Annotated in this window: 18 protein-coding genes and 1 pseudogene; 13 read left to right on the top strand and 6 right to left on the bottom strand. The window is 47.4% G+C overall.

The annotated features are described in order from the left end of the window. Position 1 precedes the first annotated feature (1 nt). A complete protein-coding gene (locus tag ACIDF8_RS08930) occupies positions 2-3,097 on the top strand; it encodes an efflux RND transporter permease subunit (RefSeq protein WP_412010263.1) in 3,096 nt (1,031 codons plus the stop codon). Positions 3,098-3,509: 412 nt separating this feature from the next. On the opposite strand, the gene ispH is transcribed toward ACIDF8_RS08930, so the two are convergent. After that, the gene (gene ispH, locus ACIDF8_RS08935; RefSeq protein WP_412010264.1) at positions 3,510-4,472 is read right to left on the bottom strand and encodes a 4-hydroxy-3-methylbut-2-enyl diphosphate reductase; all 963 of its coding nucleotides are present in this window, start codon (positions 4,470-4,472) and stop codon (positions 3,510-3,512) included. Positions 4,473-4,588: 116 nt separating this feature from the next. Between ispH and purU the strand changes: the two genes are divergently transcribed. After that, positions 4,589-5,443 (top strand): formyltetrahydrofolate deformylase, encoded by an 855-nt coding sequence (purU, locus tag ACIDF8_RS08940; protein ID WP_412010265.1) that lies wholly within the window; start codon positions 4,589-4,591, stop codon positions 5,441-5,443. A gap of 92 nt (positions 5,444-5,535) precedes the next feature. Here purU and lysA read toward each other — a convergent pair whose 3' ends face one another. Beyond that, positions 5,536-6,780, bottom strand: coding sequence for a diaminopimelate decarboxylase (gene lysA, locus ACIDF8_RS08945; protein WP_412010266.1), 1,245 nt, complete (start codon positions 6,778-6,780; stop codon positions 5,536-5,538). After that, on the bottom strand, positions 6,777-6,917 hold the full coding sequence (gene lptM, locus ACIDF8_RS08950; RefSeq protein ID WP_412010267.1) for an LPS translocon maturation chaperone LptM: 141 nt from the start codon (positions 6,915-6,917) through the stop codon (positions 6,777-6,779). The genes lysA and lptM overlap by 4 nt, the downstream gene beginning before the upstream one ends. A gap of 181 nt (positions 6,918-7,098) precedes the next feature. Here lptM and ACIDF8_RS08955 point away from each other — a divergent pair, with 181 nt between their 5' ends. The 6 genes from ACIDF8_RS08955 to ACIDF8_RS08980 are packed head-to-tail and all read left to right on the top strand — an operon-like array spanning position 7,099 to position 14,368. Further along, positions 7,099-7,509: a type IV pilin protein gene (locus ACIDF8_RS08955; protein WP_412010268.1), complete on the top strand. Its 411-nt coding sequence runs from the start codon at positions 7,099-7,101 to the stop codon at positions 7,507-7,509. Beyond that, positions 7,509-8,021, top strand: a complete 513-nt coding sequence (locus ACIDF8_RS08960; RefSeq protein ID WP_412010269.1) for a GspH/FimT family pseudopilin — start codon at positions 7,509-7,511, stop codon at positions 8,019-8,021. Before ACIDF8_RS08955 ends, ACIDF8_RS08960 begins: the two co-directional genes overlap by 1 nt. Continuing rightward, positions 8,015-8,413 carry a type IV pilus modification PilV family protein gene (locus ACIDF8_RS08965; RefSeq protein ID WP_412010270.1) on the top strand — a complete coding sequence of 133 codons (399 nt, stop codon included), beginning with the start codon at positions 8,015-8,017 and terminating at the stop codon, positions 8,411-8,413. Before ACIDF8_RS08960 ends, ACIDF8_RS08965 begins: the two co-directional genes overlap by 7 nt. After that, positions 8,413-9,591, top strand: a complete 1,179-nt coding sequence (locus ACIDF8_RS08970; RefSeq protein WP_412010271.1) for a PilW family protein — start codon at positions 8,413-8,415, stop codon at positions 9,589-9,591. Before ACIDF8_RS08965 ends, ACIDF8_RS08970 begins: the two co-directional genes overlap by 1 nt. Beyond that, positions 9,581-10,276 carry a pilus assembly PilX family protein gene (locus ACIDF8_RS08975; RefSeq protein ID WP_412010272.1) on the top strand — a complete coding sequence of 232 codons (696 nt, stop codon included), beginning with the start codon at positions 9,581-9,583 and terminating at the stop codon, positions 10,274-10,276. The genes ACIDF8_RS08970 and ACIDF8_RS08975 overlap by 11 nt, the downstream gene beginning before the upstream one ends. A 9-nt stretch (positions 10,277-10,285) precedes the next feature. Next, positions 10,286-14,368: a pilus assembly protein gene (locus ACIDF8_RS08980; protein WP_412010273.1), complete on the top strand. Its 4,083-nt coding sequence runs from the start codon at positions 10,286-10,288 to the stop codon at positions 14,366-14,368. Between the two features lie 309 nt (positions 14,369-14,677). Here the strand turns inward: ACIDF8_RS08980 and ACIDF8_RS08985 are convergent, their stop codons facing one another. Further along, entirely contained in the window at positions 14,678-14,836 is a 159-nt protein-coding gene (locus ACIDF8_RS08985) for a hypothetical protein (RefSeq protein ID WP_412010274.1), read from the bottom strand. Between the two features lie 210 nt (positions 14,837-15,046). Here ACIDF8_RS08985 and ACIDF8_RS08990 point away from each other — a divergent pair, with 210 nt between their 5' ends. Beyond that, a complete protein-coding gene (locus ACIDF8_RS08990) occupies positions 15,047-15,454 on the top strand; it encodes a hypothetical protein (RefSeq protein ID WP_412010275.1) in 408 nt (135 codons plus the stop codon). A gap of 4 nt (positions 15,455-15,458) precedes the next feature. On the opposite strand, the gene ACIDF8_RS08995 is transcribed toward ACIDF8_RS08990, so the two are convergent. Further along, positions 15,459-15,962, bottom strand: a complete 504-nt coding sequence (locus ACIDF8_RS08995) for a DUF1993 domain-containing protein (RefSeq protein ID WP_412010276.1) — start codon at positions 15,960-15,962, stop codon at positions 15,459-15,461. 14 nt (positions 15,963-15,976) lie between these two features. Further along, positions 15,977-16,627: pseudogene (locus ACIDF8_RS09000) on the bottom strand (ATP-binding protein); the annotation flags it as partial. 35 nt (positions 16,628-16,662) lie between these two features. On the opposite strand from ACIDF8_RS09000, the gene ACIDF8_RS09005 reads away from it, so the two are divergent. The 4 genes from ACIDF8_RS09005 (at position 16,663) to ACIDF8_RS09020 (ending at position 21,014) form a co-directional block, all read left to right on the top strand. Next, positions 16,663-17,340, top strand: a complete 678-nt coding sequence (locus ACIDF8_RS09005) for a TnsA endonuclease N-terminal domain-containing protein (RefSeq protein ID WP_412010277.1) — start codon at positions 16,663-16,665, stop codon at positions 17,338-17,340. Positions 17,341-17,343: 3 nt separating this feature from the next. Further along, positions 17,344-19,191 carry a Mu transposase C-terminal domain-containing protein gene (locus tag ACIDF8_RS09010; protein ID WP_412010278.1) on the top strand — a complete coding sequence of 616 codons (1,848 nt, stop codon included), beginning with the start codon at positions 17,344-17,346 and terminating at the stop codon, positions 19,189-19,191. 293 nt (positions 19,192-19,484) lie between these two features. Beyond that, positions 19,485-19,763: a hypothetical protein gene (locus ACIDF8_RS09015; protein ID WP_412010279.1), complete on the top strand. Its 279-nt coding sequence runs from the start codon at positions 19,485-19,487 to the stop codon at positions 19,761-19,763. A gap of 318 nt (positions 19,764-20,081) precedes the next feature. Next, positions 20,082-21,014: a hypothetical protein gene (locus ACIDF8_RS09020; RefSeq protein WP_412010280.1), complete on the top strand. Its 933-nt coding sequence runs from the start codon at positions 20,082-20,084 to the stop codon at positions 21,012-21,014. Positions 21,015-21,016 lie beyond the last annotated feature (2 nt).

Genomic DNA, 21,016 nt, shown 5'->3' on the forward strand with positions numbered 1-21,016 from the left:
CATGTTAAAAGGCTTAATCACTTTCTCACTGCAACAGCGTGTATTTTTGCTCATTGGTGCTGTGATCCTGATGATTTTTGGGTGGTTCGCGGTACAGAACTTGCCCATTGAGGCGTTCCCGGATGTCGAAGATGTGCACGTAATTATCGTGACGCAGTCGCCTGGGATGGCACCAGAAGAAGTCGAGCGCGTGGTCTCACTGCCCATTGAACACGGCATGAGTGGTGTGCCTGGCCTGGCGCAGATCCGCTCGGTGTCTATTACGGGGCTGTCTGTGGTGACGCTCACTTTTGCTGAACGCACGCAAGATTATTTTGCCCGACAGCAAGTGTTAGAGCGCTTGCAAGGCGTAAGCTTGCCGACTGGTTTGCAACCGACACTGGCGCCGCTGACGACGGCGGTCGGTGAGGTTTACCGCTATCTGGTCGAAGCGCCGGCAGAGATGCCACAGCGCGAAATCCGCGCCATTCAGGACTGGAAAATTATCCCGCAACTGCGCATGGTGCCCGGTGTGGCGGATATCACCAGTTTTGGTGGTTCGGTCAAGGAATACCAAATCAAGCTTGACCCATACCGCCTGAAAAAATTTGGTGTGAGCATTGACCAAGTCAATCAGGCGGTGAGTAACAATAGTAGCAACGTCGGTGGTGGCCTCATGCATAGAGGAGATGAGGCCCTGGTTGTGCGGGGCATTGGCCTGTTTCACAGTTTGGATGATATTGCGCAATCCGTGGTTGATACGCGGGATGGTAAACCGATTCTGGTCAGTGATCTTGGCCAAGTGGTGATCGGCGACCGGCCACGCTCCGGCATCGTCTCCTTCAATCAGCAGGATGACATTATTGAAGGCATCGTGCTGATGACCAAAGGCCAGAATGCGGCCAAAGTGATTGAAGCCTTGCGCGAGAAAGTCGATCTGGTAAACCAGACCCTGCCGCACGGGGTCAAAATCGTGCCTTTTTATGACCGGACAGGCCTGGTTGACCATACGGTACATACCGTAGCAGAAAACCTGATAGTCGGCGCTTTGCTGGTGGTGACAATTTTAGTCGTGTTTTTGCGCAACTGGCGCGCCGCATTGATTGTTGCTTCGGTGATTCCGTTGTCTCTGCTATTTGCTTTTATTGTCATGGACTTGCGCGGGGTTTCTGCCAATTTGATCTCGCTCGGTGCGGTAGACTTTGGCATTATTATTGACAGTGCTGTGGTCCTGGTAGAAGCGCTGATGGTGCGCCTGGCCGTTGCCGAGGTCGATAAAACGCAATCCAATACAGGTCTGGCCTGGCGCATGCAAACGCTTAAAAGTACGGCGATCGATATGGGCCATCCGATTTTATTTTCCAAAGCCATTATCATCACCGCCTTTTTGCCGATTTTTACTTTTCAGCGTGTAGAGGGAAAAATCTTCTCGCCAATGGCATTTACGTTGAGTTTTGCCTTACTGGGCGCCATTGTATTAACCTTAACGCTAGTGCCCGCTTTGCTCTCTTACACCATGAAGCGGGAGGATATGGCTGAAAAACACAGTCATTGGATGCAGCGTTTGCAAAATGCTTATCGGCATATGTTGCTGACCACCCGCCGCTCCCGCACATTGGTTGTGATTGTATCCGTCGCTATTTTAGGCGTGTCTATTGTTTCTGCGCCTATGCTGGGCTCAGAGTTTCTACCCAAGCTGGATGAAGGAAATATTTGGCTGACCGTGGATCTGCCCCCTTCTGCCGGCCTGGAAAAAACCAAAGAGGTCGAGCGCGAAATCCGCAAGATTCTGACGAGTTATCAAGAGGTACGCTTGGTCGTGGCGCACGTGGGGCGGCCGGATGATGGGACAGATCCTAAAGGACCCTACCATATTGAGATTTTGACAGACCTCAAGTCTCACGGTGAATGGAGATTTGCCAACAAGGAAGCACTGATCAAGGATATGTCGCGGCGCATTCATGAGATCCCTGGCGTGCCTACCAACTTTTCCCAGGTGATCCAGGATAGCGTGGAAGAAGCGCTGTCTGGGGTGAAGGGTGAAATTGCCGTCAAGATTTTCGGGCCGGATTTGACCGTCCTTGAGCAGAAAGCCGCAGAAGTGGTCGATGTCATCAACCAGGTCAGGGGCGCGACTGATGTGGCGGCGGTCAGGATCTCTGGCAATTCTGAGCTGGATATCATCCTAAACCGTACACAATTATCGCGTTATGGACTGATGGCGGGCGATGTTAACAATACCGTGCAAACCGCTTTGGCTGGCAATCCGGCAAACACGTTTTACGATGGCGACAGGCATTTTGATGTCACTTTGCGGTTAGACAGGCCGTTCCGCGATTCTGTGGATGATATTGACGAGTTACCGATTGCCTTGCCGAATGGAAACGGCAGCATCCCGCTGAGCGAGGTCGCTGAGGTGACGATCAAGGAGGGCGCTTCACGTGTCAGCCGTGAGTCAGGCTCACGCATTGTCTCGATTAAAGCAAACATTACAGACCGCGACCAGGGCAGTTTTGTCCAAGAAGCCATGCAGCAGGTGAAAGCCCAGGTCAAGCTACCTCCAGGTTACAGCATGACCTGGGGCGGACAATTTGAAAACCAGCAACGTGCGATGAAGCGCCTGATGGTAATTGTGCCTTTGTCGGTATTGTTGATTTTTGTCTTGCTTTTCTGGGCCTTCAAGTCGGTTAAAAATGCCCTGCTGGTGTTGTTGATGATTCCATTTACGCTGGTGGGTGGTTTGGCGGGACTTGCCGTTGCCGGGCTGCATTTGTCGGTATCAGCCGCCGTTGGGTTTATCGCACTGGCTGGTATTTCGGTGCAAAACGGCGTGATCATGGTCGAGCAGATCAAGAGTTTAATGCGGGAAGGCAGAGAGTTATCTGAATCAGTGATTGAAGGCGCGGTTGCCCGCTTGCGTCCGATTTTGATGACCGCCTTAATGGCTGGGTTGGGTTTGATGCCCGCGGCGCTCTCGCATAGCATTGGTTCCGAAACTCAGCGTCCATTTGCTGTAGTCATCGTCGGCGGCTTGATTACCGCGACTTTGTTCACACTTTTGCTTTTACCTTTACTCTTCCCACTATTCTCAGACCTGCGCCGTCCGCGTGCTTCATAACCACCACATTGGTTTAAAAGAACCAATGTGGTGGTTGATATCAATCAATCCATGTGGTCAACTATGGCTGGTTTTCAGAATTGTTCTATTAAAATCAATTACTTGAGAGTGTTAAATAATTTGGCATAAATCATGCACGCATGAATAAGTGTAGCGGGCTCTAATCGCTATTGCAGTTCACAACAATAACATGCGAGTTTCCCGACTATCCTTTCCCGAGGATATTGCTTGTCCCAAGCTTAGCTGGCTTGGGCTTTTTTTTGCCAGTCTAATTGAGGTGGGGTTGGTGTCGGAGAACGAGATTCAACCTGTTTACGACGAATGCACCGTGCTACCAATGTAGTTACACTGGCAAACATGGCGCAGCTTGATTGCGTAGACTAGAAAGCGATGACCTGAATGTGGCAACTGTTTAAACTGTGCTGCGTTTCTCTGCATTCACCAGATTTTTAGGGAGCTGGAACACGACGTTTTCCACCACACCTTGCAACTCTTCTACCTGGTCGGCGCCCATGTTTTTCAGGGCTGCAATCACTTCCTGCACCAGTACCTCAGGTGCGGAGGCCCCTGCAGAAATACCGATTTTCTTTTTTCCTTGTAGCCAGCTCGCTTGCAAGTGGCTGGCATTGTCGACCATATAAGCTTCTACGCCCTGGTTTTTGGCGACTTCTCGCAGGCGGTTTGAGTTTGAGCTATTGGGTGAGCCAACAATAATGACCAGATCACAATCTTTGGCCATGATCTTGACTGCATCCTGGCGATTTTGCGTGGCATAGCAAATATCATCGCTTTTTGGGGCCTTGATGTTGGGAAAGCGTGTTTTCAGGGCGTTGATGACCTGGGTCGCGTCATCTACCGATAAGGTGGTTTGTGTCACGTAGGCCAGTTTGTCTGGGTCGGCTACGATGAGCGCGGTGACATCTTCCGGGGTTTCCACCAGATACATGCCGGCCTCAGATTGGCCCATGGTGCCCTCGACTTCGGGATGGCCCTTATGGCCGATCATAATGATCTCCAAGCCATCTTTGCGCATTTTGGCGACCTCGATATGCACCTTGGTCACCAGCGGACAAGTGGCGTCAAACGCCGTCAGGCCGCGCGACTCTGCCTCTGCGCGCACCGCCTTGGAAACGCCATGCGCACTGAAAATCACGATACTGCCTGCCGGAATTTTTTCCAGATCATCCACAAAAATGGCGCCTTTGTCGCGCAGTTGACCGACGACAAACTTGTTGTGGACGACCTCATTACGCACATAAATCGGCGCGCCGAATTTTTCAAGTGCCTGTTCGACAATGATAATGGCACGGTCTACGCCCGCACAAAAGCCGCGCGGATTGGCCAAGACGATTTCGGGTGTCACTTCTGTTTGCATAATGAATTCCGTAAGAGTTTGCTACTGACTGCGCCTGCAAATACCAAGGTCAACCACAAGCGCTGGCAGGCATCAGGTATAATCTGCATTTTTGTTGCTCGCTTAAAGCCCCTGTTATGAAAAACACTGCTACCTTGCTGATTACCTGCCCGGATACCAAAGGGATTGTGGCGGCGATTGCGCAATTTTTGTATGAGCACAATGCCAATATTTTACACGCAGACCAGCATCAGGATGCGGAAAATAATCTGTTTTTGATGCGCGTCGAATGGGACCTGAGCAATTTCAATGTGGCCGTGGCCGATTTTGAGCAGGCATTTGGCCCGGTGGCGCAACGCTTTGACATGACCTGGCAACTCAAGCTGTCCGAGCAAAAAACACGCATGGCGATCATGGTGTCGCAGTACGATCATTGCCTGGTCGATTTGCTGCACCGTCATCATAGCGGCGAACTGGCGTGCGAGATACCACTGATTATCAGCAATCACCGCGATACGGAAAAACTGGCGCAGTTTTATGGCATCCCATTTCACTATCTGCCGATGACCAAAGACACAAAGGCTGAGGTGGAAGCGCAGCAATTTGCTTTATTTGATCAACACGAGATCGACCTGATTGTGTTGGCGCGCTATATGCAGATTCTTTCGCCGAATTTTGTTGCGCGCTATCCGCAGCGGATTATCAATATTCATCATTCGTTTTTACCAGCCTTTATCGGCGCGCGTCCTTACCACCGTGCGTTTGAGCGCGGCGTGAAGCTGATTGGCGCGACCAGCCACTATGTGACTGAGGTGTTGGATGAGGGCCCTATTATTGAGCAGGATCTGGCGCGTATTTCGCACCGTGACCAGGTCGAAGACCTGATCCAGAAAGGGCGTGACCTGGAGCGCGTTGTGCTCTCCAAAGCGGTACGCTGGCATATTGAGCATCGTATTTTGCTTTATGCAAATAAGACCGTGATTTTTGATTAACACGCAATCGTTAACAATAAAAAAACCGAAGCCTATGACCGCTTCGGTTTTTTTATTGATGACCGCTCAAAGAGTCACAATCACTGCCTGGCTTAAGGCAAAACGCGCTCCAGTTTAAACAGATCCGCAATCTGCTCACGCTCGCGGATCACATGGACCTGATCACCATCGACCAGTACCTCTGCGGCACGGGCGCGCGTGTTGTAGTTGCTGGCCATGCTCATGCCGTAGGCCCCCGCAGAGTGGATGGCCAAGTAATCACCTTCTGCAATCGCCAGTGTCCGGTCATGCCCCAAGAAGTCACCACTCTCGCACACAGGGCCCACGATTTCATAGACCGCTGTGGGCGCTGTAGAAGCGGCAATCGTTGTGATATTGTGAAAAGCGTCGTATAAGGCCGGGCGCATCAGGTCGTTCATCGCGGCATCAACGATGGCAAAGTTTTTGGTCTCGCCGGGCTTGAGATATTCGACTTTGGTCAGTAATACGCCTGCATTGCCTACCAGGGCGCGGCCAGGTTCAAACAGCACCTTAACGTTTCTGCCGGCCAGTTTTTGCAAAATAGCTGCCGTATAGGCGGCAAAGTCCGGCGGGGTTTCGTCACTGTAGGTAATACCTACACCGCCACCGACATCAATGTGCTGAATATGAATGTCTTTGGCGGCCAGCGCATCCACCAGGCCCAGGACTTTATCCAGCGCATCCAGAAACGGCGATAACTCGGTAATCTGGGAGCCGATATGGCAGTCGACGCCATGCACAGCGATGTTGGGCAATTGCGCTGCTTTTTCATACAAGGCCAGTGCATCTTCAAAGGCCACGCCAAACTTGTTGTTTTTAAGGCCGGTGGAGATATACGGGTGGGTTTTTGCGTCTACATTGGGGTTGACCCGCAACGAAACCGGGGCCTGTTTACCCAACTTGGCTGCGACTTGCTGGATGCGGTCCAACTCATTAATGGATTCAACGTTAAAGCAAAAAATCCCAGCGTTAAGCGCTGCCTCAATTTCAGCATGGGATTTCCCTACGCCAGAAAAGACGACTTTCTTCGGGTCCCCCCCGGCAGCAATTACGCGCGCCAGCTCACCGCCAGAGACAATATCGAAGCCGGCTCCCAGCCGAGCAAACAGATTCAAAATCGCTAGACTCGGGTTGGCCTTCACAGCAAAGCAGACCAAATGGTCATGTCCTTGCAGCCCGGCGGCAAACCGTTCAAACGCCTGGGTGAGCGCCGCGCGCGAATACACATAGGTCGGAGTTTGGTGGGTTTGCGCAATATCACGCAAGGCTACATTTTCGGCATGTAGCAGGCCTTGTTGGGTTGAAAACGGGATCACGATGGCGACTTGTCTGATTGCGGTTGTGGTTGAGGATATTGACGCTCTGGAATGTACAAATTGCCTTTGAGGCCACAAGCACTCAGGGTGCATAACAGCAGGGCAAGTGCTATTAATCTTGTAGAGCTGGCAAGCATGATCCGGCGTCCAATCAAAATAAAAGCAGATTCTACCACTAAAGCCGTGCAGACCCATGCCTGGGCTGGTGTGCTTGGGTTAAGTCTACCGTTTATCGGCCCAGTCTAACCGCTAGTCGGATGCTACTGGACAGGACGAATCGCTGTTTGCATGATAAGGGCGTGCAAAAAGGGGGTATTCATGAAGCATTTTCTGCAACAGGGATTTAGTCTGATTGAAGTGATGGTCGTAGTTGCCATTATCGGCTTGCTTGCCAGTATTGCGGTACCAGGGTATCAGGATTATGTGCGAAGTGGCAACGCCGCTGAGGCGCCTGCCAATCTTGCCAATTGTCGTGTCCAGGCGGAACAGTTTTATCAAGATAACTTTACTTACGTGGGCTTTGCTTGTAACCCAACTGATGCACGATTTTTCGACTACACCATAGATAATCAGACAGCAACAAGCTACACCTTAATTGCAACCGGTAGAGCTGCCCAAAATATGGGTAACTTTTCATTTACCGTCAACCAGGATAACGCCAAGACATCCACCTACGACGGCACCACTGGCGCCACTTGCTGGCTGACTTCAGCCTCAGGAAGTTGCTAATGCCGCAGCAAGGTTTTTCCTTGATTGAGCTGATAGTTGCCATGGCAGTGTTGGTGTCGGTCAGTACTATCGCAATTCCAGCATTCCAGACATCTATCGGAAATGCTCAGGTTCGTACTGTTGCCGAGTCTATTCGTAATGGACTGCAACAAGCTAGGGCAGAAGCGATTAAGCGAAATGCCAGGGTCAAGATGACACTAGAACAGAATAGCGCATGGCAAGTTGGTTGCGTAACAGTGACGCCAACCTGTCCAGCGCTCATTGCACAAAAAAGCGCGATCGAAGGATCATCAAGCAATATCACTGTTACTGCGGATCATAATACTGCCGTATTTGGTAGCTTTGGCACTCGGGATGCAGCAACACCCATCGCATTGACAGTCGTGAATGTCAGCAATACACAAGTGAGAAGCGAGGAGCTGCGTGCACTAAGAGTTATTTTGACGCCTGGCGGAAACATTAAAGTATGTGACCCCTCGGTGACAGAAAATGGAGACTCGAGGAAATGTTGATTTTTTCTCAAAGAAGAAGGGCGAATTTAGCGAGTCAGCAAGGATCAGTCTTGATTGAATCTTTGGTGGCCGTAACTATTTTCAGTATGGGTGTTTTAGCCTTGGTTGGCTTGCAAAGTGCCATGATAAAGAATAGCAGTGATAATCGATATCGGGCAGAAGCTCAACTCATCGCTCAAACACACATTGCCAATATGATGGCTTATGGTGGAGACGCAGCAACCTACGTTTCACAAGTGGATGCTGAAAAAATTAAAACGCAGTTGCCAAACGGAACACTTACCTTTTCGGCGATCACGAACAGTATGGTCACAGTGAGTGTCGGATGGCAGGTGCCCGGTGGCAGCCGCCATGTAGTGAATGCATCAAGCTATTTGTTCGATGTGATGTAATGACACAATACTTCAATTTTATTCATAAGTATCGTAAGCGCTCATTCCAGTCGGGAGTGTCGCTTGTTGAGCTGCTAGTTGGGATACTGATCGGCCTGGTAGCCACGCTCGCAATCAGTAATTTATTTAGTGGTTTCGAAGCACGCAAACGCGCGATTACCTCTGGCTCAGATGCGCAGTCGACAGGTGTGCTTGCCATGTTTTACATGAAGCGAGATGCACAGAATGCTGGTTATGGTTTGCCACTCAATAATAGCAGTGACCCTTCCCCTTTACTTTGCCCGATTGATACCTCAATTAATCAGGGAGGCGTCATCATCAATCTTTCACCTGTGGTGATTGTGGATGGCGGAGCAGGCAGCGACATTTTACGTATCAGGTATGGAAATCCTGCAGCCGGTGGTGCCTCTTTACGTGCCACAGGCATTATCACCAGCCCAACACTGGATGGCGCTCTCATTGGATGTCGTGAAAACGACATTGTTTTATACCGCCAAACCAACTCAAGTCCAAATTGTAGCTTGGGGCGATTACAACAATTGAATCCTAATCGGGTAATAAATGCGCTCTCAGAACTTAATACAACGCCTACTGCAAGCCCAGTCAATGATTTGAATGGCTCTGAGTGGGTTAGATTTTCATGTTTAGGGGCATGGAATCAATATGAGTACACTGTAAATGAGGCATTTGAGCTGACACGAACTGGTGGGGTAGAAGGCGGTAATCCTTTCCCCGACAGTACAGCCGTGCCAATTGTCAGTGATATTGTTTCTTTACAAGCTCAGTATGGAGTGACAAATAGTATTGATCCGGCTTCTGCATCTGCATCATCAAGCAGTGTCTCTCCATTTTCTGCAGCAAACTATCTAAATCGCGTTGATCAGTGGGTGGATGCGACCGGAATATATGGCCCCTCAATAGCGCTTTTGGATCGTAACCGTATTCGTGCAATCCGTATTGCAGTGGTTGCAAGGGATGGTAATTTGCAGAAGAGCAATGTCAGTCAACCTTGTAATGGAGCTGCGACTGGCTTAGCTAGGGTGTGCATCTGGCAAGCGGATAATACGCCAGCAAATGTTGACTTAAGTAGCGTGCCCAACTGGCAGCAGTATCGGTATCGGGTGTTCGAGGCCACTGTTCCGTTGAGAAATATTATTTGGAACCGTGATGCGCTATAGCTTGATTTTATCTGGTGAGGGATGTATCTGTACTTCGAGACAATCGGGGATAGTGCTGTTTTTTGCATTACTTGCATTAGCCGTCATGTCGATTGCAGCTGTTGCCCTAATTCGAAGCGTAGATACGAATGCTTTATTATCAGGGAATATTGTCTATCGTCAATCAGCGAGTACAACATCTAACGTGGCTTTAGAGGGCATTGCGCAAAGCATCGCCACCAATATTTCACTTTCCGACAGTTTAACTAATCATCCAACATTAGGGTATTACGCCAACTGCAGCCAATTTGATACCAATCCTAGTCAATTAATATGTGATGGTAGCCAATTAACAACCATAACTTGGAATGATGGGAATAGCCGTCTTGCACCAAATCAAACAGACGGTAATAACGAAATTCTTAATGGTAAAGACCGTCAAGGCAATGAAATCCGTTACATCGTTGAGCGTATGTGTAATTACAGTAATGCTGAAATTACGGCAGGGGATGCTTTAGTAGACTCTAATCGTTGTGTGATGGCAAGTACTCGAGCTTGTGGAGAGGATAGTTCGCATGATTCAGGCAAAAAAGAGGAGTTTGAGCCTTGTACCCCTGGATCAGACTTTCCCTTATTTCGAGTCACGCTACGAATTTCTGGGCCGAAAAATACAGTAACTTTTTTGCAGTCTTTTCTCTCGAATTAGGCGGATAGCATGATGAAAAATCAAGGCTTTATGAATAACTTAGTTTGGCTGTTTTTATTGATGCCTGGCATTTTGCACGCTGAGTTTCTTGATTTGGCAACCATGCCGCTACAAACCTCAGGCAGCTCAGATGTTAAGCCTAACCTGATGTTTGTGCTGGATAATTCGGGTAGTATGGGCTTTAATTACACCCCTGATTGGGCTGCGGATGACCCTGATGCGAGAACTTACTACAGCTCAGGAAGATGGAATACCTACGATACAGATGACTGGTTATTTAGTAACTCGGCTTTTAATACACAGTTTTATGATCCACAGGTGACCTACTCCACCCCTTTAAACTACCTTGGGACGAGCCTGGCTAATAAAACATCCTACAGTGGCTTTTCTGAAACAGTCACTACCTTTTACGGCACTTACACTAGAGGCAGATCGGCTTATTACTATGCATATGTACCGGGAGAGTACTGTACGACCCCAGCGCTGACGAGCTGCATTATTTCGAAAACACCTACGGCAACTAACAAATATCCTGCCACGATACGCTGGTGTAACTCTGCCTCAGCCTCAGGAAAAAGACAGTTGGATACAACTAGCGGAGTACAAGACCGCTGCCAAGCAATACGAAATAACGTAACTACTGTAAATGATTCAAATACCTATACATTTCTACGCGAACCAAGAGCCACCTATCGGGTGACATTTAGTATCACTGGTTCTGTGAGTGTAACAAGTATCAAAATTAACAACATTGAGTTGCTTTCCTCCGCGACAAGTGCCAGCTCCTCTTCGTCCACGGTTGCCACTCGGGTCAGCAATAATATTTGTACTAGCAGTATCACGGGCAATTGCAAAATTGCTGGAAATACACTTAGCAATGTGAGCGGTGGCAGTTTTAACATTAGCACCTTTGCTGGTGATCCGGTTAACCCTTCAAGTCCAGTTCAAATTACCTTTTCTGGTAATGGCGGGAGTTACACTGCAACGGTCGTCAGTCCTAGTAATAGTGATATTCCAGGCAGCCTGGTTTATCAGGAAATTAGCACAGGTCAAACCAGTTACACTGCGCCAGGCTCTGATAGCAAAGGATTAGATCGAACAGACTGCGCTGGGAGTGTATGTACCTACAATGAAGAGTTTACAAACTTTGCAAATTGGGTGACTTACTATCGTACGAGAATGCTGTCGATGAAGACTGCTGCTAGTCAGGCATTTAAGTCGCTTGACTCACGTTATCGCGTTGGATTCGTGACGATTAATTCACCAGCTTCAAACTATTTGGCTTTGGCGGCATTCGATAGCGCACAAAAGCGTCTCTGGTACGATAAACTTTTTGCCGTCAACCCAACAGGAAGCACGCCACTTCGTACTGCTCTTTCAAGTGTAGGCAGACATTTCGCCGGAAAAAAAACACTCGGTACGGATGATCCGATGCAATATGCCTGTCAAGCAAACTTTACTTTGCTAACTACAGATGGTTATTGGAATGATTCAAGCAATCCCACCCGAATCAATGGGTCGACAACTATTGGCAACCAGGATGGCACGGGTACAGCGAGGCCTCAATTTGACAGTAGTAATAAATCAAATACTTTAGCAGACACCGCTAAATATTTTTATGATACAGATCTTAGGGATAGCGCCTTATCCAACTGTAATGGCGCACTTGGCTCTTCAGTGTGCGGAACTCTTGATGATTATCCCAAGCAAAATATGGTAACCCTAACGTTAGGCTTAGGGATAGATGGAACGCTTTTGTACAGTGATGATTACAAAACGCAGACTATTGGTGACTTTAAGGATTTGACACTTGGTACAAAAAACTGGCCTGATCCAACGCTTGCCGAAAATGGCACGCGCATTGATGATTTATGGCATGCAGCTGTCAATGCAGGGGGGACTTACTACAGTGCGAGTAATCCCAAGCTGTTGCGGGAGTCGCTTGCAAAAGGACTCTCAGAAATTAAATCAATTCAAGGATCAAGTGCGGCAGCAGCGGCAAGTAGTCTTGCGCCCACTACAGGGGATAACTTTCAATATGTTGCTAGCTATCAATCTGTTAAATGGACTGGCAATCTTGAGGCAAGGACAGTAAATACTAGCTCTTTACAAACCTCTGAAACTGCGATTTGGTGTGTTGAGAATGTGGCTGCAGAAACTTGTGCCTCTCCCGCAACTTCATACGCTGCACCGGATGGTAATTTTTACTGTAAAACCACTAACTCCGATCAAACGACTTGTGAAGGCGCCCAAGGCTCACTAGGATCCGCTTTGAACTTTAGCGAACCGGCCTCTTGTTACGTGCAGATTGCACGTAGTTGCAATGGAAAGTTACGGACTCAGCTTGGACAGAGAAAAATATTCTTTAATTACAACAACTCTCTGGCGCTGTTCACCGCGGATAATTTGCCGGTTGAGCATAAAACTGCGCTTAACAATGGATATTTAGCATTGAGTCAAATGCAAGGGCTACCTGCTTCAGATCCTAAAATCACTGATGCTACAAAGGTGACAAAGATAGTTGACTACATTTCAGGGAATAAAACCTATGAAGACTCTAGCTCAAACACAGTGGCTGCGAATCGATTATTTCGAGAGAGGCAAGCTGTTCTTGGAGATATTTCTCAATCCAGACCAGTGTATTTCAAGAGCTCAAATGTAAGTTATCTTGATGCCAACTATAAGGCCTATAAAAACGCCACCTCAACACGCACACCAGCAGTGTATGTTGGTGCAAATGATGGGATGTTGCATGCATTTAATGCGAATGATGGTACTGAAATGTGGGCTTTTATTCCCACACCAGTCATTACTAACCTGGCCAATCTTGCCGACAAGGAATATGGTGCGAATTACCACACCAATTATGTGAATGGTAATCCCGTTGTCGCTGATGTGTGCGTTTCAGGCTGCTCTGGAGGCTCTGCAGTGTGGCGAACTATTCTTGTTTCAGGATTAAATGGTGGAGGGCGCGGATATTTTGCGATTGATGTTACAAGCCCAGAATCGCCAGTTTTGTTGTGGGAATTTTATGCACAAGCTTCTGGTGTCAATAGTAATCTCGGTTACAGTTTTGGCAATCCCATCATTACAAAAATGCAAGACGGACGTTGGGTCGTTTTGCTAACTTCTGGATACAACAATGGGACTTATGCGCGAAAATTAAATGATGGTAGCTTTGCCACCAATAATCCAATCGGAGATGGTGGAGGATATCTATATGTTCTTGATGCAAATACCGGATCATTGTTAAAAACACTTTCTACTGGTGAGGGAAGTGTGGCAAATCCTAGCGGCCTTGCAAAAATTTCCACTTACACTGAGCAGATGTTTGAGAACAATACCGCGGTGAGTGTATATGGAGGTGATTTAAATGGTAACGTTTGGCGCTTTAATATCAATACTAATGCCGTGACTAAAATTGCCAGTTTGCGTGATGGCGGCGGGAATGTTCAAAAAATCACCACTAAGCCTGAGACAGGCAAGATTGATAAAAATGTTGTGCTAATGATAGGTACCGGAAAATTTTTGGAGCCGGCTGATTTGACAAATACGCCCCAGAATTCAGTGTATACGTTTAAGGATAACGGTCAAACAACGGCAATTGGACGCAGTCAATTAGTGACGCAAATATTGGGTGGAAACAGGACGGTGACTGCTAATCCGGTAAGTTATACGAGTGGATATGGATGGCTGTTAGATTTTCCAGTTGGCGAACGCGTGAATCTTGATCCACTATTGCTAAATGGCGTTTTATTAATGCCGACACTGGTCCCGAGTAGTGAGGCTTGTAGTGGCGCCGGATATGGATGGTTCAACTATTTTAATTATAAAAAAGGCGGTTCTGTTGTCGCAAGTGGTATTGTTTCAGAGAAAATGACCACACCTGCGGTAGGTTTCAATATTGTCTATGATGCCAATGGCGTACCACATGTATTAATCACTGGGAGTAATGATCCCACCCCTTTTGAGGCGACATTAAGCAAGCAGGTTTTCGGTTTGCAAAATACCATCAAGTCCAATGAAATTTTTCAGCAAAAAACCAATGGCAGCTATGGCACCAAGCAAAGCTGGCGCGAGTTGATCCAATAACCCGGAAAAGCAAAAAGCCCCATCATCGGGGCTTTTTGCTATGTGATACAGATTACTTTACCTTTTTTGCAAATACATACAATATCAGGCAAATTGCGACGATGATGCCAATCAGTGTGTAGATGCCTACTGCGCCTAAAAACATGCTTGCCTCCTTCTCGTCCTGTTGTAACGGAAGTTTTATTGTAGGCAAACCACAGGCGGGTGTCTATCAGGGGGGGCGCTTGAGCAGTTTGTGGCTGCGCAAGCAATTTACGATGCAATCTCACGCGTGAAGTGCGTGGTGTGTGTGAGAGACCTCAGGCGTGTTTAGACGACTTCCAAAGTCAGTTCTGCAGGTTTGTAAATTGCCTGGATATTGCTGTCGGCGGTGATATCTTCGGCCAGATACATAATATCCTGCGCCGTCATCAGCTCTGGCATGCTCGCGGTGTAGGTGAGTGGCTCGTCTTGGTGCAAGTCTTTCATGGGGCGTCCTTTATTCCGGTTTATGTATACTTGTATTAACGTCATATGGTTTCCATTCTTGAGATTGATTTGTTCATGCGAACATTTAAATCTATGTTAACCAGCTTGTATGACGCTTTAATGAAGCAATGCAGGCCAGATCAGGCCCGTAGGGTGGATTCGCTAAAAAAGTGAGACGGCATGGAATCCAATAGAAAAGGAGTCACACGTATGCGCAAGAGTCAGGTTGGATGGGTTTTAGTTGCAGGCTTGCTGGCAGGCGTTGGGTATTGGTATTGGCAATCACTGCAGGTGTCCGATGCAGAGCCAGCGCAAAGCGAATTAGCGCAGGTCATCAATCAGTGTGACCTGATTGCTAGCAAGGCGGCGGCAGAGTTGCCGGAGCAATTACCATTTCAAAAGCTTGAAAAAGCTGCACGGCAATCGCGAGTGTTAGAACGGTGCATGCAAGATCGTGGCTATCAGGAAAATGCTGCCTGGGTCACGGCTGCAACAAAACAGGCTACACAGATTGCTGCTGCTCAAGGGGTTTCTGAGAACGAGGCCTTTGAAACGCTAAGGCGTAAGGCCATGCTGGAGTCAGCTGAGCCCGTTTCGTATTGGCGTAAACGCCCTTGAGGCGTTAGCGTTTTTGTCCCAGATAGTCAGTTTTGCCCAAGGGCACGCCAAGATGGCGCAAAATGTTATACGCCGTCGTGACGTGAAAATACACATTGGGCATGACCCATTTTTCCAGGTAATCCAAACCGGTGAAGGTCAGATCCACTTTACGTATGGTTAACACGACTTCTTTATCTTCGGCGCCTTCAAGCTGTGCAGGCGTGATCGCTTCTAGAAACGCCACAGTTTTAGCAATTCTCGCGTAAAGTTGCTCAAAGCTGGTTTCATCATCCTCATATTGTGGAATCTCTATGCCCGCCAGCCGGCCACCCGCACCTTTGCTCATGTCACTCACCAGTTGCACCTGTTTAGTTAATGGATACATATCCACATACAAACGGCTGTTGAGCAGGACCTCAGGCGCGACTTTTTTCTGTTCGGCATAAGCCTCTCCTTGTTGCAAAATATGCTGGAGATTGAGCAGGTTGCGGATTAGCGGGGCGATGCTGGCATCATAAAGTTGCATAGAGACTCGGCTTTTCAATAGTCATGACGCCTGTATTGTAGCGCCTCTGCAATGTGTTGATCCAGAATGTATTCCGCGTTGGCCAGATCAGCGATGGTTCTGGCCACCTTGAGGATACGGTGATAGCTGCGGGCAGACAGTGAAAACTTTTGCACGGCCATTTGCAGCAAATGATTGGCTTGCTCGCCCAGTTGGCAATGCTTGGAAACCTCCAATGCGCCTAACGCTGCATTCGGTTTCTGTTGGCGCAGCAGTTGGCGCTGCCGCGCCTGTATCACGCGATCACGGATGACCGCACTTTGCTCGCCATTGTGCGCATGGGTTAATTCTTCTGGCTTGAGTGCAGGCACATCAATATTCATATCTATCCGGTCCAACAGTGGGCCTGAAAGTTTGTTTTTGTAGCGTAAAATTTGTTCCAGCGTACAGCGGCAGCGTTGATTGTAATGCCCGTAATAACCGCATGGGCAAGGGTTCATGGCAGCAATAAGCTGAAACAGGGCCGGAAACGTCGCCTGTCTGGCAGCGCGCGAGATCGTGATATTGCCACTCTCCAGCGGTTCGCGAAGTACCTCCAGCACTTTCCTGTCGAATTCAGGCAGTTCATCTAAAAACAACACGCCATGATGTGCCAGGCTGATTTCACCTGGCCGCGGCACACTGCCTGTAAAAGCCCAAATTAAATGCAATAATCATCCCCATGAACGCAATAAATAGAATTAAAACTTCCGAATTGGTTGACGGGCCTGTGCGCAAAATAGGTGTTCAGTCGCGCAGCATTACAGGGACTATGCCAAATGGAAATCGCTACGAGTCATCGTTGGAGAGGGATTTAATGATCCTTCTAAATTTTGATCCGTTGGTCGATATCTATACCCCCCAACCATTGACTATCAAGTATCAGTCTGATGATGGTGAATGGCATCAATATACTCCTGATGGGTTGATCGAATATCGTAAGGATATATTCGTACATGACCCAAGACCGGTATTGGTTGAAGTCAAATATCGAAATGACTTTACCGGTCAATTTAAGCCGTGGCTGGAAAGGTATCGGGCGGCCAAGAAATACGCCAAAGACCGTGACTGGTTGTTTGCTATATATACCGAGGATCGAATTCGCACGCCTTTTCTTGAGAACGTTAAATTCTTAACACCTTATTTAGATCGCTATGAGCCGGATATGGTCATTTGGTTATCAGATAAGCTCAAAGAATTGCAAGTCACTACTCCGGCAGAATTGATCACTGTACTCTGCAAAGACAAGTGGAACCAAGCCAAGTTAATCCCGCTACTTTGGGGAATCGTAGCGCGTCGTGAAATTGGATGTGACTTATCAGAGCCACTCACTATGAGCACTAAAATCTGGACTTTATAACGTATGCAAAAACTCAAACCAGGATCTATCGTCATTTGGAAAGAACAAAGCTGGCAGCTGATGGATATACACGAGCTGAACAAAGTCTTGCTTAAACACATAGAGACAAACCGTGTTGAACTCGCAAACGCAGATGAGCTAAAGCTCACTTCATCCAGCAAGAATAAGTCGGCCTTAATCTCGATATCAAAGGAAGCTTGGCTGGACGTGCAGACGCAATTCAATCTGTTGAAACCTTTGCTACGGAAGAAGAAGCGAGACCGGACTTACGAAGAGATTGATGCAGTCGCCAAACAATTTGGTAAAAACCGAATCACTATCTATCGCTGGTTAAATAAGCTAGAAGCTGAACAAACTGCCACTGCTCTCTTAAGAGAAAAGCGAAATGACATTGGACGCTCTAGGCTAAAGTCGGAAATAGACCAGATTGTTACCGAACAGATTAACCAGTTCTACCTAGTAAAAGAGCGACCAACGGTTGTTGAATTATGGGAACAAATCGTCATTGCTTGCCGAGAAAAGAAATTATCTCCACCAAGTAGGACAACAGTGCAGAGGCGAGTGGATCGCATCCAAGATCGATTGGTGATGGCAAAGCGGTACAGCCCTAAAACTGCGAGAGAATATTATCAGCCGATGCGAGGGTCTTTCCCAGGGGCTGATGTGCCACTGGCTGTTTACCAAATTGACCACACCCCGGTAGACATAATTCTGGTTGATGATGTTTATCGTCAACCGATTGGCAGAGCCTATCTCACTATTGTGACCGATTCCTGCACGCGCATGCTCGCTGGCTTCTGCATTTCCTTAGATCATCCAGGCGCACTAGCAACAGGCCTAGCCTTATCGCACGCCATTCTGCCTAAGAAGATGTGGTTGGCTAAACATAACATCGAAACTGATTGGCCAATTTATGGCGTACCTCAGAAGATTTTTGCCGATAATGCAGCTGAGTTTCGAGGCACTATGCTTGAGCGCGCATGCCAGGAATATGGGATTGTGATGGAGAATCGTCCTAAGGGTTTACCAAACTATGGGGGACATGTTGAGCGGCTATTCCGCACTTTTATGCATCGCGTACAAAGTGTTCAGGGAACTACCTTCTCCAACACTGGAGAGAAAGGTGATTACGACTCAGAAAAGAAATCCATCCTGACGCTTAACGAGTTTGAGCATTGGTTTGGCATCTTTGTCACCAAGGTCTATCATCAGCGGCCCCATCGAGGCATTGGTAGAATGGCTCCAATCAAGTTATATGAAAAATTCGTATTCGGAGATGAGCACACTCGTAGCATTGGTCTGCCAGCGCCGATTCAGGATGAGCGTAAGCTGCATCTGGACTTTATGCCTTATATCGAGCGGACGATTCAGGAGTACGGGGTACTCGTTAACGGTATTCACTACTATGCAGATGTCTTAAAGCCGTGGATTCATGCGCGTGATCTGACCAGCGTTAAATTGAAGCGTAAGTTCATCTTCGCACGTGACCCACGAGATATCAGTGTTATCTACTTCCTCGATCCTGATACCAATATCTATCATGACATCCCTTATGGGAATACTTACCACCCACCTATGAGCCATTGGGAATTGATGGCGATCCTCAAGCGCTTGAGTGAACGTCCTGAGTTACAGGTCAATGAGGATTTGATTTTTGAAGGGCTGAAGGAAATGCGTCAAGTACAAGAGTCCGCAGCTGTGTTAACTAAAGTTGCAAGGCGACAGACACAACGTAGAAAAGGCTGGCAAGCGCCAAAACCTCAGAAAGTATCGAGTGAGAAGCCATTCATTGCAAAGACTCCATTGTATACAGGTGACCTGATCCCTTTTGATGTGGAGGAGGCTGAATGACTACCTATCAACACCTTAGCAATAATGCCTCTGAAAAGCTTCTACTGACTGATGAGGAGCGGATTTTCCACATCAAGAAGCAACGCTGGATTACCTACCAGGATTTTATCTTTTAACTGTTGAGAAGAAACAGTGAAATATTGAGTAAGCCAATATAAATGTGTGCTGCTTAATACTTCGCATTTGGTTGTAAAACTGTGTACCGACTTCCATACAAAGCAAATCTGTATCTGAAGCATCTGGCCTTTAGAGCTTTGATGGAAGTTGGTAGTTAATTTAATTGGGGGGTGAATATGGCGCGCTTTACAGTACGTGTTGAATTACATGATGCTTCGTGGGAGCAATACAATGAACTTCACAAAAAGATGTCTCTGCAAGGGTTTACTGACACAATTGAAGGTGAATCGAAGACAGTACAAATGCCTCCAGCGGAATACAACTTCGAAGGGAGTGTGACGAGGCAAGACGTGCTTGATAGAGCTAAAAATGCTGCCTCTTCCGTTGTGAAAAAATACGGAGTCTTGGTTACTGAGTCAGCAGGTCGAACTTGGTATGGTCTCGAAGAAGCTTAGTCTTTCTGCGGTTTGGACGCTTTTAGGGTTCAACATGTCAAGTAAGTACTTTGTGGTTATTGCCATGTGATTTCTTTTGCACATAAGGCTAGGTGTCTACAAAACCGTGGATAGTCCATGGAACCTGATAATCGTTTAGTAAAGCGGGCGAAGTCCAGTACCAGCGTAAATCATCTGGTACTAATAAGCACTTGCGAGTGCGTGGCGCCAACTTAGGGTAGCAGTGCTTAGCTACTGATAGGTTATTTAACAGGTGAGTACGGGCCACCACTCTGAACTATACTTTAAACCATCTTTATCCTAGAACTACTTAGAGAGGTGTGTGAAGCAGTTAAGGCAGCCCACAAAGATGAACGGAAAACACTTGGATACTTGCTTCGTGACACCCTTGAGGACTCGGATTATAGACTTGAGCTTGAAAAGGAAATAAACATCAAAATTACTGGAGTCGATGTTGCCCAGCGTGACAGTTTGGCATTACGAGATCTTTTGATGATATTGATGTCAGCCTGTTTTGTACTCATGGCAACTATGAATGCCAGAAGACGGGACGAAATAAATCACCGAAAATATGGATTACATTTAGGGTTTGCAACTGTTGTAGACAAAGAAATGGAGATTTATACAGGCAATTTCTACATTGAAAAGACTTTGAAGGATTACGAAAAGTTTTACATCAACAAGTCCACCTGGAAGGCTGCCATTACACTTGAGGCCATTCAAATGGAGTTTGACAAAGTAAACGTCTGCCTAGGGAGGCCTTCGTTCGCTGATATGCCGGAAAAGGAGAGATCATTATTTGGCTATCATAGATTTAGTCGACTCTTAGGAATGCACGCAACTCGAAACTGGTACGTTTTCGAAGCTTATCGAAGAGGTGCTGCTAGCAAGTTTGCTGAATTTGCTCTTGGAAAAGGGGAGCAAATAAATATCCACCCACATATGTTTCGAAGAATGTATGCCCTTGTCTTTATGTATCAACATGAAATTCCCAGCTTGCAGGCCTTAAGTCAACAACTGGCCCATGATTCTTTAGCTTCGACTCAAATCTATGTTAACGACCCCATATCCCAAAATGAGGCACAACGAATAGTCAATACGATAGCAACCAAAGATAGGGACCGCGCTACAAGATTTGCAAGACATGTCCATGAAATCCAAAAAGAAATGGATATTGTTCGAGATGAAAAGCTGATAGAAATTATGCTTTCAATACTGAATGGTGAACCTACGTCCGGCGGATATTGCTGATC

This window comes from Methylophilus sp. 3sh_L (assembly GCF_046766015.1).
Taxonomy (GTDB): Bacteria; Pseudomonadota; Gammaproteobacteria; order Burkholderiales; family Methylophilaceae; genus Methylophilus.